Annotated in this window: 13 protein-coding genes and 1 tRNA gene; 7 read left to right on the top strand and 7 right to left on the bottom strand. The window is 62.6% G+C overall.

Annotation, left to right across the window (positions count from 1 at the left end):
- Nucleotides 1-36: 36 nt before the first annotated feature.
- Entirely contained in the window at nucleotides 37-684 is a 648-nt protein-coding gene (locus QAZ47_RS26815) for a TetR/AcrR family transcriptional regulator (protein WP_278231364.1), read from the bottom strand.
- A 258-nt stretch (nucleotides 685-942) separates the two neighbouring features.
- Between QAZ47_RS26815 and QAZ47_RS26810 the strand changes: the two genes are divergently transcribed.
- Complete coding sequence (locus QAZ47_RS26810; protein ID WP_278230985.1) at nucleotides 943-2025, top strand: transposase; 1083 nt, start codon at nucleotides 943-945, stop codon at nucleotides 2023-2025.
- A 208-nt stretch (nucleotides 2026-2233) separates the two neighbouring features.
- On the opposite strand, the gene QAZ47_RS26805 is transcribed toward QAZ47_RS26810, so the two are convergent.
- Nucleotides 2234-2515, bottom strand: coding sequence for an acylphosphatase (locus QAZ47_RS26805; protein WP_278231362.1), 282 nt, complete (start codon nucleotides 2513-2515; stop codon nucleotides 2234-2236).
- Nucleotides 2516-2669: 154 nt separating this feature from the next.
- Here QAZ47_RS26805 and QAZ47_RS26800 point away from each other — a divergent pair, with 154 nt between their 5' ends.
- On the top strand, nucleotides 2670-3149 hold the full coding sequence (locus QAZ47_RS26800) for a MarR family winged helix-turn-helix transcriptional regulator (protein WP_278231361.1): 480 nt from the start codon (nucleotides 2670-2672) through the stop codon (nucleotides 3147-3149).
- A gap of 60 nt (nucleotides 3150-3209) precedes the next feature.
- On the opposite strand, the gene QAZ47_RS26795 is transcribed toward QAZ47_RS26800, so the two are convergent.
- A complete protein-coding gene (locus QAZ47_RS26795; protein ID WP_278231360.1) occupies nucleotides 3210-4322 on the bottom strand; it encodes a pyridoxal phosphate-dependent aminotransferase in 1113 nt (370 codons plus the stop codon).
- Between the two features lie 161 nt (nucleotides 4323-4483).
- Here QAZ47_RS26795 and QAZ47_RS26790 point away from each other — a divergent pair, with 161 nt between their 5' ends.
- Entirely contained in the window at nucleotides 4484-6160 is a 1677-nt protein-coding gene (locus tag QAZ47_RS26790; protein WP_278231359.1) for a tetratricopeptide repeat-containing sulfotransferase family protein, read from the top strand.
- 540 nt (nucleotides 6161-6700) lie between these two features.
- On the opposite strand, the gene QAZ47_RS26785 is transcribed toward QAZ47_RS26790, so the two are convergent.
- Both QAZ47_RS26785 and QAZ47_RS26780 read right to left on the bottom strand, forming a co-directional pair.
- On the bottom strand, nucleotides 6701-7870 hold the full coding sequence (locus QAZ47_RS26785) for a porin (protein WP_278203786.1): 1170 nt from the start codon (nucleotides 7868-7870) through the stop codon (nucleotides 6701-6703).
- Between the two features lie 532 nt (nucleotides 7871-8402).
- Nucleotides 8403-8493, bottom strand: a tRNA-Ser gene (locus QAZ47_RS26780).
- A gap of 442 nt (nucleotides 8494-8935) precedes the next feature.
- Between QAZ47_RS26780 and QAZ47_RS26775 the strand changes: the two genes are divergently transcribed.
- Both QAZ47_RS26775 and QAZ47_RS26770 read left to right on the top strand, forming a co-directional pair.
- Nucleotides 8936-10090, top strand: a complete 1155-nt coding sequence (locus QAZ47_RS26775) for a porin (protein WP_278231358.1) — start codon at nucleotides 8936-8938, stop codon at nucleotides 10088-10090.
- A 240-nt stretch (nucleotides 10091-10330) separates the two neighbouring features.
- Nucleotides 10331-11404, top strand: a complete 1074-nt coding sequence (locus QAZ47_RS26770) for a site-specific integrase (RefSeq protein WP_278231357.1) — start codon at nucleotides 10331-10333, stop codon at nucleotides 11402-11404.
- Nucleotides 11405-11713: 309 nt separating this feature from the next.
- Here QAZ47_RS26770 and QAZ47_RS26765 read toward each other — a convergent pair whose 3' ends face one another.
- The gene (locus QAZ47_RS26765) at nucleotides 11714-12610 is read right to left on the bottom strand and encodes an alpha/beta hydrolase (protein ID WP_278231356.1); all 897 of its coding nucleotides are present in this window, start codon (nucleotides 12608-12610) and stop codon (nucleotides 11714-11716) included.
- Between the two features lie 267 nt (nucleotides 12611-12877).
- The gene (locus QAZ47_RS26760) at nucleotides 12878-14920 is read right to left on the bottom strand and encodes a lytic transglycosylase domain-containing protein (RefSeq protein WP_278231355.1); all 2043 of its coding nucleotides are present in this window, start codon (nucleotides 14918-14920) and stop codon (nucleotides 12878-12880) included.
- Between the two features lie 283 nt (nucleotides 14921-15203).
- Here QAZ47_RS26760 and dapA point away from each other — a divergent pair, with 283 nt between their 5' ends.
- Both dapA and smpB read left to right on the top strand, forming a co-directional pair.
- Nucleotides 15204-16085, top strand: coding sequence for a 4-hydroxy-tetrahydrodipicolinate synthase (gene dapA / locus QAZ47_RS26755; RefSeq protein ID WP_278077890.1), 882 nt, complete (start codon nucleotides 15204-15206; stop codon nucleotides 16083-16085).
- Between the two features lie 25 nt (nucleotides 16086-16110).
- Entirely contained in the window at nucleotides 16111-16590 is a 480-nt protein-coding gene (smpB, locus tag QAZ47_RS26750) for an SsrA-binding protein SmpB (RefSeq protein WP_041002108.1), read from the top strand.
- Nucleotides 16591-16605 lie beyond the last annotated feature (15 nt).

Genomic DNA, 16605 nt, shown 5'->3' with positions numbered 1-16605 from the left:
TGCACGCCCCGGTCCTCGCGGGGGATCGTGCGTGTATCAGAGTGCCGCGGCATCCTTGGCGCGCCCGGAACGGCGCGCGGTGCCATGGCTGATTGTCGCGCCGACCAGGCGCATTGTCATCGAAAGATATGATGCCGTGACCTCGGCGATCGACAGCCGTTCGCCCGGCCGGAACCAGACGATGACGCCGGTCATCATCTGGATCAGCGCCATGGCGGTGAGCCCGACATCGTCGATCTCGAAGACGCCTGCCTCCGCGCCGTCGCGCAGGACCGCGCGCAATTCCTTTTCGTAGGCGGCACGCAGCCTGAGGATCTGCGTCAGCCGCTCATGCGAGAGGCTGCGCAATTCCATGTTGGAGACATGAGTGGCGTGGCGCCGCTCGATATGGAAGGCGATATGGTTCTCGACATAGGCGGCAAGCCGCGCCGCGGGATCGAGTGTGGCCGGGCGCGCCGTGTTCCAGGCGTCCAGCAGGCCTTCCATGTGCTCGCGCATCAGCGTGAACAACAGGTCTTCCTTGGTCGGGAAATAGCGATAGAGCGCGGCGGCCTGCACGCCGACTTCGGCCGCCAACTGCCGCATCGACATCGCCTCGTAGCCGAGACGCGCGATCAGGCTGACCGCCGCCTCGCGGACGGCCGCCTCGGTTTTTTCTCCGTCGGAACCCGTGGTGCGTGCCATATTCGCCTCCAGGAGCATTAATAAAACGAACGTTCAATTAATTCAAGGGTCAAATCTCCCCCCTCGAGGGGGAGATGTCGCCGAAAGGCGACAGAGGGGGTCGTCTCGCGTGAAGCGCCAACGCCCTTTGCGGCAGGAAGCAACGCCCGAGACCTACGTGAGACGACCCCCTCTGGCCTGCCGGCCATCTCCCCCTCAAGGGCATAGGCGCTAAGATAGGTGTTGCAGCGCGGAATCGGTTGTGATTCTACGCTGAGGATGACACACGAATCACTTGTTGATGACGGCTGGGCCGAGACGATTGCGCTTCTCGGCGGCGAAGAGTTGATCGCAGGAAGTGCGCGCGAGACGAAGGCGTTCCTGCGACCGCGGGGTATCCGGTCGGCGTGCGATCTGTTGCGCCTGACATTGGCTTACTGCCTTGGCAAGGTGGGCATGCGGGGCGTCGTGGCCTGGGCGGCGGCGAGCGGGATTGCCGACATCTCGGACGTGGCCTTGCTCGGCCGGCTGCGCAATGCAGGGCCGTGGCTGCAGCAGTTGATTGGGCATCTTTTGAAGCGCGAGGAAAAAGGCTTGGCCAAGGGCCGGCTGATCCGCATCCTCGATGCGACGGCGGTTGCCAAGGCCGGTGCGCATGAGAAGAAGAACAATGGCCTTTGGCGCATGCACTGCGCCTTCGAGCTTGAGCGCGAGCAGTTCGATTTCCTCGAGATCACCGACCAAAGCGAGGCCGAGCTGATCGACCGCGTGCCGGTGGTGGCGGGCGAGATCCGCATCGGCGACCGCGCCTATCTGCAGGCCGAGCGGATCGCAAGGGTCATGGCGCAAGGCGGCGACGTTGTCGTGCGCGCGTCGTGGAAGAATGCGCGATGGCTCGACGCCAACGGCAAGGCGTTCGATCTCATCGGCTACCTGGAGAGCCGCCGCGAGGAAGTCTTCGAAACGCCTGTCCGGTTGGCCCTCAAGAAGGGCGAGCCTGTGAAGATGCGCCTGATCGCCTTGCGCAAATCCGAGGCAGCGGCACAAGAAGCGCGGCGCAAAATCAACAAGGAAGCCAAGGCCAAGGGCAACAAGGTTCGACCCGAGACGCTGATTGCGGCCGGCTTCGTCATCCTTGTGACCTCGCTTGACCGGCAGGAGTTTCCCGCCGGCACGGTTCTCAAGCTCTATCGCATGCGCTGGCGCATCGAGCTCGCCTTCAAGCGTCTGAAGAGCCTGATCGGGCTGCGCGCGCCTCCCGCCAAAGACCCAAGGATCGCAAAGCCTTGGATTCTTGCCCACTTCCTCATCGCGCTTGTGACCGAACCCCTCTCGCAGGAGTTGGGTGTCTCTCCCCCTTGAGCGACGGGCGCCCGCTGCTGTGGCGCGCCACCCGCCAGATCGTCGCCTCGCTGATCGCAGCGATCTTTACTCAGCCTCGCTTGGCAAGCTTGCGCCAAAATCTCCATGCCTTGCGGCATCGTTGGCGTGAGCCACCGCGAAAACGCAAATTTCAAGCCATGCCAAAGCTATCTTAGCGCATATGCCCTCAAGGGGGGGAGAAACCAGCTCACACAACAATCCTGAAGTCGGCTGGCGCATCATCCGAGGCTTTCTCGATCTCGACCCTCGAGACCAGCGCGCCCCGCGGCCCTTGCCAAAGCCGCTCGATCATGGCGGTGACTGCGGCGTCTGCGCCGGCGATGAGCGCCGTGACCGAGCCGTCGGCCTCATTTCGCACCCATCCCGTCACCCCGAGACGCACGGCTTCGCTCCGCGTCCAGACCCGATAGCTGACGCCTTGCACCGTGCCGAAAATGCACGCCCTGACAGCCCGTTGTTCGCCCTGCATTGCCAAGCTCCAGTATCTTCCTCATCAATCTGGAGCAGCGCGGATCAAATGCAACGACCATGAAGGGTAAGTGACTTCGTCAATTAAATAGTTGACTTGGTCAAGTTGAAGGAGAATTGTCGGATGGCGCAAATGTCTCTGAGGGGAGGTCTGCATGCCTCACGAAGCCCTGGTCGACGAGATTCGTCGCTTCAACCGGTTCTACACCGGCCTTGTTGGACTGCTCGATGAGACATTGATCCAGAGCCCCTACACGCTGGCCGAGGCTCGCGTGTTGTTCGAGCTTGACCGCAGGCCCCGAACGGCCGGCGAGGCCGGCCTCCTGGCGCGGATGTTTCATCTCGATGTTGCGCCGATAGCGTCGGAACTGGCCGGCGAGCTGCGGCTCGCTCCCGTCTACGTTTTGAGAATCCTTAGGAAATTCATCGCCATGGGGTTGGCCGGGATACATGCTGACCCTGAAGGCGGGCCATCCTTCGTTTCGCTCACCCCGCGTGGCAAGGCCGCGCTGGCCGACCTCGAGGCTGGAACGATCCGCGACCTTGCCCGCCTGACCGACAAGCTCGGCGATGAGGAAGCCCTGGCGCTTTCGGATGCGCTGAAGCGCGTGACGCGCCTGCTGGAAAAATCATAAAAAGCGCAAGAACTGCTGATGCCCGCGCAGCTCATGCCGGTGCTGCGGCCCTAATGCTCTTCAGTTCCCTCGCGCCGCGGCAAGCGCGCCCGGCAATTCCTCGGCGAAGATGTCGAGCTCGTGGTCGAGGCCGACGCTGACCCTGATGCAGCGGTCGAGCCGTGGCGCCATCGGCTTGCGGATGAAGACGTCGCGCGACAAAAGCGCCTGCATCACCTTCAGTGCGAAAGCGCCGTCGCTGCCGCAGTCCATGGTGACGAAATTGGTGGCCGAGGGCAGCGGCTTCAGCCCGTTTTCCTCGGCGATCGCCGCAATGCGCCGGCGCCCGGCGGCCACGCGCGCCACCACCGAATTCAGATAGTCCTGGTCGGCAAGCGCCTCGAGGCCGGCGATCTGCGCCATGCGGCTGACGCCGTAATGGTTGCGGATCTTCTCGAAGTCGCGGATCACTTCTGCCTCGGCCACCGCATAGCCGCAGCGGATGCCGGCCAGTCCGTAGGCCTTGGAGAAGGTGCGCATGCGCACCACGTTCGGCCGCGCGACGTCGATCGGCGGCAGCGCCGAGGCCGGTCCCAGCTCGCCATAGGCCTCATCCAGCACCAGCATGGTGGTTTCCGGCAGCGCCTCGATGAAGCGGATGACCTCCGGCGCCTCCCACCAGCTCCCCATCGGATTGTCCGGATTGGAGAGATAGACGAGCGGCGCTTTTTCCCTCGCCACGGCGGCAAGCAGTCCGTCGAGGTCCTCCTTGTCGTTGGCGTAAGGCACGGTCACCAGGCGGCCGCCGACGCCGGCAATGTGGAAGTTGAAGGTGGGGTAGGCTCCGAGCGAGGTCACCACCGCATCGCCGGGCGCGACATACATGCGCGCCACCAGTCCGAGCAGCCCGTCTATGCCTTCGCCCACGACGACGTTCTCGACGCCGACATCGTGATGCGCGGCCGCCGCGATCTTGAGGTCGAAATTGTCCGGGTCGCAATACATCCACTGGTCGCGCGCGACGCTCTCCATGCGGGCAATGACGCGCGGCGAAGGCCCGAAGCTGCTTTCGTTGGCGCCGATGCGGGCGCGGAAGGGCCGCCCCCGCTCGCGCTCCTGCGCCTCCGGGCCGACGAACGGCACCGTGGAGGGAAGCGCGCCGATGATCGGCGTAAGGGGAGGGCGCTGGCGCATGGCAATGGGCTCGGTTGAGAGGAGGCCTCTTGCTAGCGTGGGCGAGGGGTGGGTGCAAGTTGGTTGACAGGGTGCAGCGGCGGCGCTTGCTGTCGGCTTCCGAGTTCGACGCGGACGACGTATCGCTGGATTCTGTCTGCCGCTTTTGCTAGCGAGGCGGGATGAGCAACCGATTGCCGCCCGCATGGGCAAAGCACCTCAAGACGCAGCCCTCGGCGAGGGCGGTAGCGCCGAAAGCAGCACCGCCCAAAGCGCAGCCAAAGGCTGGCCCTTCCCGCAATCAGGCCGACGATATGCTGTTGAGGCAGGCGCTCGAGCTGCAGAAAGCCGAGCAGTTGCCGGAGGCCGAGGAACTCTGCCTGAAGGTTCTGGCGCGTACACCAAACCACCCTTTGGCTTTCTACATCCTGGGAACCCTCGGCATCGGATACGACAACGAGAAGGCCTTGCGGTATTTTGCCCGCGCGGTCGCAGAGGAGCCGCGAAATCCTCACTACCACCTTAGCCTCGGTGAGGCCTATCTGAAGGTCAGCGAATTTACGCCGGCAATCAGGCATATTCAGCAGGCCTTGGCCTTGAAGCCGAACCTTGTGGAAGCTCTTTGCGCCTTGGGCGATGCCTACAACTCGTTCGACAAGGGAGAAATGGCGCTGCCGCTTTTTGAGAAGGCGCTCAAGATCGACCGAGATCACCCTCTGGCCCGGATCGGGCTTCCCCGTGCGCTGACTAGCCTCGGACGCATGGACGAAGCCGCGCTTCATCTGAAAGAAGCGATTGAACGGCGCATTGCGGTGCCTGCCGCCTATAACGCGCTTGTAGGCACACGCAAATACACGGAAGAGCCGCCAGAGCTCGCGGCGATCCTAACGGAGCTTCAGGACCCGGGCCGTATGCCGGAGGAAGCGGCAGCGCTCCATCACGCCGCCGGAAAGGTTCTCAACGACCTCCGTCGCTACAAGGAGGCGATAGACCACTTCAAGCAAGGGAATCGGGCTAGGGGCCAAATATTCGACATCGGAAGCTATCGTCGCTGGGTCGACGCCTTGATCGAGACCTTCACGCCCGAACTGGTGGCGTCAATGGCCGCTTACGGCAATCCCTCGGAGGCGCCCGTATTCGTCGTCGGCATGCCCCGCTCGGGCACGACGCTGACGGAGCAGATTTGCGCCAGCCATCCTGATGTCCATGGCGCCGGCGAGCTCAGCAAGCTTAGACGAATTGCCAATGGTCTAGGCCTCAGAGACAGCGCCGACGCAAACATCGCCAAATCGGTCGCGACGATTACTCCCGAACTGACCGAGACGCTGGCAGCGGAGCATCTTGCCTATCTGCGCGAGCGAGCGCCCGATTCATTCCGAATCGTCGACAAGATGCCCCACAATTTCGAGTTGATCGGCCTGATTGGCATTCTGTTTCCCAACGCGCGCATCATTCATTGTCGCCGCGACGCCATCGACAATTGCATCTCCTGTTTCGTCCTGCAGTTCAGTGAAGCGCATAGCTACAGCGCGGATCTCGAGACACTGGGGCTCTACTACAGGGAGTATGACCGTCTGATGCGGCATTGGAGCAAGGTCCTTCCGGGGCGCATCTTCGAAAACCAGTACGAGACACTGATCGAGAACCAGGAGAAGCAGTCGCGCCGCTTGATAGATTATCTCGGGCTGCCCTGGGACGAAGCCTGCCTGCGTTTCTTTGACAGAGCTGGTTCAGTAAACACCTATAGCAATTGGCAGGTCCGCCAGCCGATCTACAAGTCGTCGGTCAAGCGATGGAAGAATTACGAGAGCGAGATTCAGCCACTGATCGAAGCCTTAGGCGATCTTGCTGAGGTTTGACCTGTAGCTTCTAGATAGCCGGCTTCCCAGGAATCAGTTAGTCAATTCCCACGCTCGCTCCTTTCGCGGAGACTCCGCTTACTTCCGCTGGCAAAACCGCACGCGAAGATTGGCCGAAGCGCCTATCAGTTCGTCATCCTGGGGCGGAGCAAGGAGCGAAGCGACGCGCGCAGACCCCAGGATCCATGCCGTGACTTCGACGCGCCGCTGCGTGCAGAACTCTGCTCCGTTGCATACCGTGGCTGTGGTCACGGCATGGATCCTTGGGTCTTCGCTCCGCTTCGCGTCGCTACGCCCAAGGATGACGACGTTGGGGGAACGCTCCGGCTAATTCCCGAACGCTTGCCATCGTTCATCGAAGCGAACCGTGAAAATCTTGGCTGACGACATGTCTGCGACCTGTCGGAATTGATTCGGCCAGCGTGCGGGATCCCTGCGAACGCCGAATGCAGCGCCATGCAAATGGCGCCTCGGAGCCACAGCAGAAAATATAAACCCGGCGGTTGCCCGCCGGGTTCGATTTCAGTCAGACGCTGCCGATTAGAACGAGCGCTGGAAGCGGAGGAGACCGCCGACGCTGTTCTTCTTGTTGGCGTTGGTCCAGTTGCCGTACAGGGTCGGCGTGTCGAAGTTGCCGTAGTGGTCCCAGTCAACTTCGGCCGTGACCGTGAAGCCGGGGACGATGTCATAGGCAACGTTCGCCGCAAGGCCATAGTTCTTGTCGTCGTCACCCGACACCTGGAGGTTGAACGAGGTCTTCTCGTTGAACTTATAGGTACCGCCGGCCCACCAGGCCCAGTTGCCGCCCCACTGCTTGTAGAAGCCGCGACCATGAGCGTCGATAGCGTTGGCGGCGTCGTCGTTCAGGTCGCCGTCGTTGCCGTAGCCGAACATGCCGAACAGCGAGATCGCGTCATTGACGGTGACGTCCAACCGGACCTTGCCAGTCACCTGCTCGTAGTTGCTGTCGTAAGCAACGACGCCGGTGATGGCGCCCCAACCCTGGGTGTACTTCACGCCGCCGACGACATGCGGAACGTAGCTGTCGATCGTGCCGACGACGCCCGAACCTTCTTCGAGCGAGACGACTGCCGAGAAGCCGTTGCCGGCGTCGAAGTAGTACTGGACGACATTGGTGTCGAAGTCGCCGTAGGGAACGAGCGTATCCTGGATGACGTTGCCGGCGTAGCCGATGAACGTATCGAAGGCCGATTCGTCCTTACCGACGCGCAGCCCACCGAGCTGGATCCAGGCGAAGTTCAGCGAAACGTTCTTGTTGCCGGCGGGATTGCCGATCGGATCGCCACCGGTGCTGAAGGCGCCGAAGCCATTGCGGTTGCCGAAGTTGAAGCGGGTCTCGGTGTAGGTCTTCAACGTGCCGAGCTCGGTCTCCTGGCCGGTCCAGGTCTTCAGCGTGAAGCGCGTGTTCTTGTACCAGGTGGCCTGATCGTCGCCGTCCTGATGGTCGAACGACCTCGCGCCGTCGAACGAGCCGACGTCGCCGACGCCGATGTCGTAACGGACATAGCCGCCGACGCGCAGGCAGGTCTCGGTGCCGGGGATGTAGAAGTAGCCCGAGCCGTACACGTCGCAGATCTTGACGTATTCGGCCGGTTCCGGCTCGGCGACGGTCACCGCGTCGGCGGCGCGGGCGCCGGAAACTGCGATCAGGGCCGCAGCTGAGCCGAGAAGAAGGCTCTTGATGTTCATTTTCTGACCTCCAGTCAGAATCGAACGGAAGAGCTGAACCTGAGGCGGGCAGTCTTACGGCAATTGATTGATGCTGCTATATTTTTTCGGAAAATGATGCAGATCTGCGGAGTCACGACAGAGCATTGCGAATGTCACAGCGCTGGTTTGTGGGCACGAGACAGCGTCGCGGACGCATGTGCTGCAAGTGGCAATCGCAAACCTTGGAGATTGGCCGAAGCATTTCTCCGGTCGTCATCCTCGGGCGAAGAAGGAGCGAAGCGACGCGGCGCAGACCCGAGGATCCATGCCGTTACGTCCACGTATCGCGACGGTGCAGGTTCTGCTTCAGCGCAAGGCGATCGGCCAATTCGTCGCGCCGCTTCGTTTCTCGGCCGATGTCACGGCATGGATCCCAGGGTCTTCGCGACGGAGCTTCGCTCCTGCTCCGCCCTGGGATGACGACGTCCGGAGGCTTCGGAGCCAAGCTTTGCAAGGGATTCGCAGGAAGCATCCAAGGCCAATCCTGCGAAGCGCGCAGCGCGAAGCAGGATGGCGGAGAGGATGGGATTCGAACCCACGAGAAGCTTTTGACCTCTACTCCCTTAGCAGGGGAGCGCCTTCGACCACTCGGCCACCTCTCCGTCGCGCCGCTGGATAAAGAAAAGCGTCGGCACAATCAACAAGCCGGCGCCATAATCGCCGAAAATTTGGCTTCGGCCTGAGGTCGGATAGCGCCATGCGGCGATTCTTTGGCGATTCCCTGACGGCAGACTCGGCTCTCATGCCGCAATTTCGGCCGCCCACCGCCGGATTCGACCGGCTGCAAGGCCTTAATGGTTAATGAGAACTTTCGGAGTGAGGCCAAATCGTGTCATTTGTGCAACAACGTCCGGGGATAGCGTCCGGATAGGGCTTTCGCCGATACGATCGTGGTTGAACGCCGCCGCCGCCTGGGTAAAGGTCACGTTCGAAGGAGCGGCGCGGTGCGCATCTTTTTCGGTAAGTGGGGATGGGGCAGGGAACGCTGTCCTTCAGCAAAAAATACCCAGACCCGTTTTTTAACTTTTGACTGGAGGTCAGAAAATGAACATCAAGAGCCTTCTTCTCGGCTCAGCTGCGGCCCTGATCGCAGTTTCCGGCGCCCGCGCCGCCGACGCGGTGACCGTCGCCGAGCCGGAACCGGCTGAATACGTCAAGATCTGCGACGTGTACGGCTCTGGCTACTTCTACATCCCCGGCACCGAGACCTGCCTGCGCATCGGCGGCTATGTCCGTTACGACATCGGCGTCGGCGACGTCGGCTCGTTCGACGGCGCAAGGGCTTTCGACCATGAGGACGGCGACGACCAGGCCACCTGGTACAAGCAGGCCCGCTTCACGCTGAAGACCTGGACCGGCCAGGAGACCGAGCTCGGCACGTTGAAGACCTACACCGAGACCCGCTTCAACTTCGGCAACCGCAACGCCTACGCCACCACTAACTATACCCACGCCGGTGCTGGCTTTAAGGGCGTTTCGCTGAACTTCGCCTGGATCCAGCTCGGTGGCCTCCGCGTCGGTAAGGACGAATCGGCCTTCAACACGTTCATCGGCTATGCCGGCAACGTCATCCAGGATACGATCGTCCCGTACGGCGATTTCGATACCAACGTCGTGCAGTACTACTTCGACGCCGGCAACGGCTTCTCGGCGGTGGTTTCGCTGGAAGAAGGCGCGGGCCAGAAGGGCACCATCGACAGCTACGTTCCGCATGTCGTCGGCGGCGTGAAGTGGACCCAGGGTTGGGGCGCCATCACCGGCGTCGTTGCTTACGACAGCAACTACGAGGAAGTCGCCACCAAGGTCCGTTTGGACGTCACTGTCAACGACCAGATCTCGTTGTTCGGCATGTTCGGCTACGGTACCGACGACAACCTCACCGATCCCACTTGGGCAATTCCTGGTGGCGGTCGCGGCTTCTTCAAGCAGTGGGGCGGCAACTGGGCCTGGTGGGCCGGCGGCACTTACAAGTTCAACGAGAAGACCTCGTTCAACCTCCAGGTGTCGGGTGACGACGACAAGAACTACGGTCTTGCGGCGAACGTTGCCTATGACATCGTCCCTGGCTTCACGGTCACGGCCGAAGTTGATTGGGACCATTTCGGTCACTTCGGTGAGGCTACCGAGTACGGCAACTGGACTGCTGCCAACAAGAAGAACAGCGTCGGCGGTCTCCTCCGCTTCCAGCGCTCCTTCTAAGGGCTGGACCGCAACTGAAATCCGGCCCGGGCGTCAATGCGCCCGGGCCGTTTTTGTTTTCGCGATTGGTCGAGGCAAACGAAAGGATGGGGGTGAAACGGTAAGCTGATCGGGTCTGTGGAGCGACTTTGTGGGATCCGCCACCGGCGGATGTAGTCGGCCGCAAGATTCGAAAACTCTTGAAAGGACATCTCCGAACGGTTAGGGCTGATGGCTTAACCACAGGGGGTGTGGCTAAAAATGTCGAACGAAGCGATTCAAGAGGGGGATTCCTCTGGTCATTTTGCCGTATTTTCTTCTCAGAATTCGAAGTTTAGGTACACCTACAACAAGATCCGGGAAGTAAAATCGTACAGGATCGGGGAACTCTTTGCAGCATACCGGGATATACTCTGGGATGATGGGCGACATAAATACAATGTGAGCTCTTTCATCGGTGAAATAGACGAGATCCTTCTGGGAGAACGTTTCAGCACCTTTGACCAGAACACTCTGGACAATCTTATCGGTACCTTGCGTCAGCGCGGGAACAGCAACGCAACCATCAATCGTAAGATGGCTGCACTCAGCAAGCTGCTGCGCAAGGCTCACAAGATGGGAGATATCCACAGCCTGCCCGAGTTCCGCCGCCAGAAGGAGCGGGCGGGACGGATTCGTTTCCTTGAAAGGGACGAAGAGGCGAGGCTGTTCGCCGCCATCAAGAGTCGCAGCGAGGATGCCTACAGGCTCTCCGTCTTCCTCGTCGATACCGGCTGCCGCCTCGGCGAGGCGCTCGGCCTGATCTGGAACGACATCCAGGAGCACCGCGTCTCGTTCTGGATCACCAAGTCTGGCCGCAGCCGCACCATCCCGATGACCGAACGGGTCAAGGAGGTGATCAAGCTGCCGCCGACCACCGAAGGTCGCCGGCCGAAGGGCCCGTTCACCAAGCTGACCCAGGCGCAGTACCGTGCCATCTGGAACGAGGCGAAAGCCGAAGTTGGTCTTGGCGCCGACGAGCAGGTAGTGCCGCATATCCTGCGCCACACCTGCGCCTCACGCCTGGTTCAGGGCGGCATCGACATCAGGCGTGTCCAGATGTGGCTCGGCCACCAGACGCTGTCGATGACCATGCGTTACGCGCACCTCGCCACCAACGACCTCGACGGCTGCGTCGTCGTGCTCGAGAAGCCGCGCGCCGATGAGGCGCCGCGTCCGGCGGAGAACTCCGTCTTTGCCTCCCCGTTGACGACGCCGTCACCCGCCAAGGCTGCTCGCAAGGAGAGCGGATCGGAGCCGGCGAAGGCGCGTCGCAAGAGTTCGAAAGGCAAGTAGCGCTGGCTTCCCTTTCTCCCCTTGTGGGGTGAGAAGCGGTCCGCGCAGCGAACGAAAAGCCAATTGCTTGGCTTTTCGAGCTTCGAACGCCCTGAGCCATGCGAAGGGCCGGGCGGTGTCGCCGAAGGCGACGGATGAGGGGTGCTCCAGGGAAAGCCAGCGTCTCACTCCGCTGGAACACCCCTCATCCGTCTCGGCGCTGCGCGCCGATCCACCTTCTCCCACAAGGGGAGAAGGGGGAGGCACGCGCTTGCATCGCCGATGCCTATACTGCCCTGGCGTCTCAACACCCGGCTCTGATCTTCGGTTTTACTTGGGGACAACCTCACGCTCGGCCCGATCCAGAAACCCAGCAATCTCTTCCGGCAAGGTTCCGGTTTCCAGGAAGGGCGCGTGTCCCTGGCCTTCGACGGTGATCGTCTGCATGCCGGGATGGCGCTTTTGCATCTCTTCGAACGTCGCGGCGGACAGAAGCGTCGAATTGCCGCCGCGAATGGCGAGCAGCGGCACGGCGGTGAGCGCGTCGAACTGCGGCCACAGATCCGGGAGCGGCTTGGTGACGTCGACGCCGGCCAGCGTTTCGACCAGGGCCGGATCGAAATCCGGCACCCACCCGGCGTCGGTATCGCGGCAGATGGCGGTCACCATCCGCGCCCAGTCGGCGTCGGTAAGCGCCGGGAAGCCGGCGCCGTGCACGCGCCGCTGCGCGTCCACCGCCTCGGCGAATGTCTTCGGTTTTGGGTTGCGGTCGAGATAGGAGCGGATATGGGCAAGGCCTTCCGCCTCGATCACCGGGCCGATGTCGTTGAGGACGATGGCTTTCAGCGCGGCCGGCTTCAGCGCGCCGAGCACATGGATGATCAACCCGCCGCGCGACGTGCCGACGAATGCTGCCTCTTCGATGCCCAGTTCCGACAGTCCGGCCAGCACGTCGCCGGCCTCGACGCCGACATTGTAATGGCTGATATCGGGGTCGTAGTCGGATCGGCCGCGCCCGCGATAGTCGAAGGCGACGACCTTGCGCGGCCTCTTCGCCTTGCTCGAAAGGTAGAGCGCGAGCTCATGGAAGTCGCGCGCATTGCGCGTGAGGCCGGGCAGGCACACGACCGGCCAGGCATCGGTGTTTGACTCGCCGTAGATCCGTGCATGGAGCTTCAGCCCATCGGGAGCGGCGTAAAAGAAGTCGGAAAAGCCTTCGCTCGCCATCGGAATCGTGCTCCTTGCTGCGGTGACCGACAGCTACAGGCGAGGGCAGGGGGCGTCAAATCGTGGAGGCTTCTCCTTCTCCCCTTGTGGGAGAAGGTGGATCGGCGCGCAGCGCCGAGACGGATGAGGGGTGCTGGAAGGAATGCGAGGTCGGCGATCTGTCGCCGTCTACTTTGGCTGAAAAAGGGCAGTGCCAAGCTGGAGCACCCCTCATCCGACCGAGCTTCGCTCGGCCACCTTCTCCCACAAGGGGAGAAGGGCAAGGCCTCAACTCCGCCCGTTCACCAGATCTCCCACGATGTCGTACTTCCCCGAAATACGCATCTTGTAGACTTCGTAGTTCTCCATCACGCGCTGCACGTAACTTCTTGTTTCGGTGTAGGGAATCCGCTCGATCCAGTCGACGACGGCGTCCACGTCCTTGCCGCGCGGATCGCCGTATTTCGCCACCCATTGGGCGGCACGGTTGGGGCCGGCATTGTAGCCGGCGAAAGTCAGCACATAGGAGCCGTTGAAGCGGTCGAGCTGCTCGCCGAGGAAGGCGGATCCGAGCGTGGCGTTGTAGCCCGCATCGGTCGTCAGCCGCATTTGCGAAAAAATCATGCCGGCCTTCTTCGCCAGCTGTCTGGCGGTGCCCGGCATCAATTGCAGGAGGCCGCGCGCGCCGGCGCTGGAAATTGCGCCGACGTTGAACTCGCTCTCCTGGCGAGCGATGGCATAGGCCAGCGCCTTGCCGGAACCGGAGATGTTGGCCGAATCGGGGATGACGCCCAACGGATGCGACAGCGCGCCGACATCGATGCCGCGCTGGGCGGCGATCTTGCCGACCTTCAGCGCCATGAAATGGTTGCCCTGCTTTTCGGCGAGCACCGCAAGCAGCGCCAGCTCGCCCGGACTGGTCAACTGTCCCGCGAGGTCGCGGTAGAGCGTTTCGGCATAGCGGTCGTAGCCCGCTTCCTGCAGGCGCTTGATCGCGCTCACGGCTTCGCGGCCCTCGAAGCTCTGGCGGTCGGCGGCGCTCGGTTTCGGATAGACGATGTTGAGGGTCCTGAGGCCCACGCGCTCGCCCGCGAGCTGGCCGTAGAAGGTCGTGCCGTAGCCGGCGGCTCGCGTGAAATAGTCCTTGGCGTTGCCCGGACCGCCGACTTCGGCGGCGCGGCCGAGCCAGTAGTAAGCGCGCGACAGCGACACCGGCCCTTGGGCGAGCTCCGAGATGCGCGAAAAATGCGCGGCGGCCGTTACCGGGTCGTTGAGGCCGCGCAGCGCGTACCAGCCGGCATGGAACTCGGCTTCGGCGGCGCTGGCCGGGCTTTCGGCAGCATGCATGGAAGCGATCTTGTAGGCGGTCTTGATGTCGCCCTGGTCGACCAGCTCGCGCGACAGAACGCGGCGCTCCACCCACCAGGCATCGGGGTCGACCAGCGCATCGCGGTCGGTCGGCGCCTTCATCAGAACCGCCGCGGCGTCGGCAAATTTCTGCTGCTTGCGCAGATATTCTGCCTCGGCGAAGAAATAGCCGGCCGAGCGCTGCGCCGCGGGCACGGCCTTGAGCAGCTTCGCCGCATTCTTGTCGCCCTTGTCGGCCGCCGCCCAGGCGTCCGCCAATTGCTGGGCGCCGGCGAGACCGGCGACACGCAGCGCCGATGACGGCCGCTCGGCATAGAACATGCGCTCCATGCGGTAGCGATGGTCGGCCACCGAGATCAGCGCGCCGAACTCCTTGATAAAAGCGGCTTCGTCCTTCGCCTCCAGCTTCTCCGTGCGCCAGAAGGGCACCAGCACGGCGCGCGCCGCCGCGGCATTGCCCAGCGTCACCTGCGAACGGGCGAGGATCATTACGCCTTCCGGCGTCAACGGCTGGCTGCGGCCGAAAGCCTGCACCACCACTTGCGGAAGCGGATACTCGCGATAGAGCGCGCGCTCGCTGTTCTTGCGCAACGCGATCGTGCCGGGCCATCCCGGCAGCATCTTGGCCGCGTCGGCGATCTCGCCGCTCGGCACCTTGTCGCCGCCATAGAGCGCGATCGCCCAGGCCAGTATGTGCCGGTCGAGCGAAGTGGCGGGCAGCGTGTCGCGCGCATTGCGCGCGCCGGCGATGTCGTTGGCGGCCAGAGCGTCGAGGCCGCTCTTCAACTGGGCGATGCTGGCTGGAGGCGGGGAGGGCTGCGCCTCGCCAGGGACCTGCGGCGCGTCGGATGCGGGGATCGTCGCCGTCACACGCACGTCGACGCTGCCGCCGATCGCCATCCCCGGCATCAGCGCGACGACCGCGCTGAGAAGCGCGAAGAGATGGGGCCGCCTCGTCGGCATTCTTTATATCCTAGCACATTGTCAGCAGGCAGGGAGGCTGAAGGCCCGGTCCGCAGCCTAAACTTAGGTCGTGAAAGGCTCGTAAACAAAAGGTTATCGAGGCCGTCCGAATTGCGCTTGCTGGCACTATGGCGATGCTTGCCGCTGAACCATGTCGAGACTATGGTGCGCGGCTTCGCTTTCGGTTAGAAGGCGCGCAAATAAACCGATCGATGAACACCGACGCATGTCGCCAAAAACAACGACATGCATAGCCAACAAAGTCCCAAGGAGTTTGGACAATATGCTGAGAGGCTCGCTGACCGCGCTCGTCACACCGTTCGAAAAGAGCGGGCGTTTCGACGAGAAAGCCTTTCGCGCTTTTGTCGAATGGCAGATCGCCGAGGGTACCAAGGGCCTCGTTCCGGTCGGCACCACCGGCGAGTCGCCGACGCTGTCGCATGACGAGCACCGCCATGTCGTGAAGGTCTGCATCGAGGTGGCCAAGGGCAGGGTGCCGGTCGTGGCCGGTGCCGGCTCCAACAACACCGAGGAAGCCGTCGGCCTGGTGCAATATGCCGAAAAGGCCGGCGCCGATGCGGCCCTTGTCGTTACGCCCTATTACAACAAGCCGACCCAGCGCGGCCTCTACGAACACTTTGCCGCTGTCGCTCGGGCGACAAAGCTGCCGATCATCATCTACAACATCCCGCCGCGATCGGTGATCGACATGACGCCGGAGACGATGGGCAGGCTCCGCCACGACTTCAAGAACATCGCCGGCGTCAAGGATGCGACCGGCAAGGTCGAGCGGGTCTCCGAGCAGCGCATGACCTGCGGCAAGGATTTTATCCAGCTCTCCGGTGAGGATGCCTCGGCGCTGGGCTTCAACGCCCATGGCGGCGTCGGCTGCATTTCGGTGACCTCGAATGTCGCGCCGCGCCTTTGCGCCGAGTTCCAGGAAGCGACGCTCTCCGGCGACAGCGCCAAGGCGCTAGAACTGCAGGACCGTCTCCTGCCACTGCACAAGGCGATCTTCATGGAGCCCGGCGTGTCCGGCGCCAAATACGCGCTGTCGAAGCTGGGCAAGGTCGAGAACGTGGTCCGCTCGCCTTTGGTGACGGTCGAGGCTTCGACCGCCGAGAAGCTCGATCAGGCGATGAAGCACGCCGGCTTGATTAACTAGGGATGAGGCGCCACCTCTCCGCATTATGAATCAAGTCAAGAAAGCCGACCCCAACAACAGGACGGTCGCCGAAAACCGCAAGGCGCGCTTTTCCTACGAGGTGCTCGACACGATCGAGACCGGCCTGGTGCTGACCGGCACCGAGGTGAAGTCGCTGCGCCAGGGCCAGGCCAACATCCAGGAAAGCTACGCCTCCGCCGAGGGCGGCGAGATTTGGCTGATCAATTCCTATCTGCCGGAATATCTCCAGGCCAACCGCTTCAATCACGAGCCGCGCCGGCGCCGCAAGCTGCTCGTCAGCAAGCGCGAGATGGCCAAGCTGTCGCAGAGCGTCGAGCGCGAAGGCATGACGCTGGTGCCGCTGAAAATCTATTTCAACGATCGCGGCCGCGCCAAGCTCCTGCTGGCGATCGCTCGCGGCAAGAAGCTGCACGACAAGCGCGAAACCGAAAAGCAGCGCGACTGGTCGCGCGAGAAGGGGCGGCTCCTCAAGGAGCGCGGATAAACAAATCGACAATAT

It is taken from the genome of Mesorhizobium sp. WSM4904, assembly GCF_029674545.1.
Classification (GTDB): Bacteria; Pseudomonadota; Alphaproteobacteria; order Rhizobiales; family Rhizobiaceae; genus Mesorhizobium.
The sequence above is the reverse complement of the archived record's forward strand: the minus strand, read 5'-3'. Positions and strand labels throughout refer to the sequence as shown.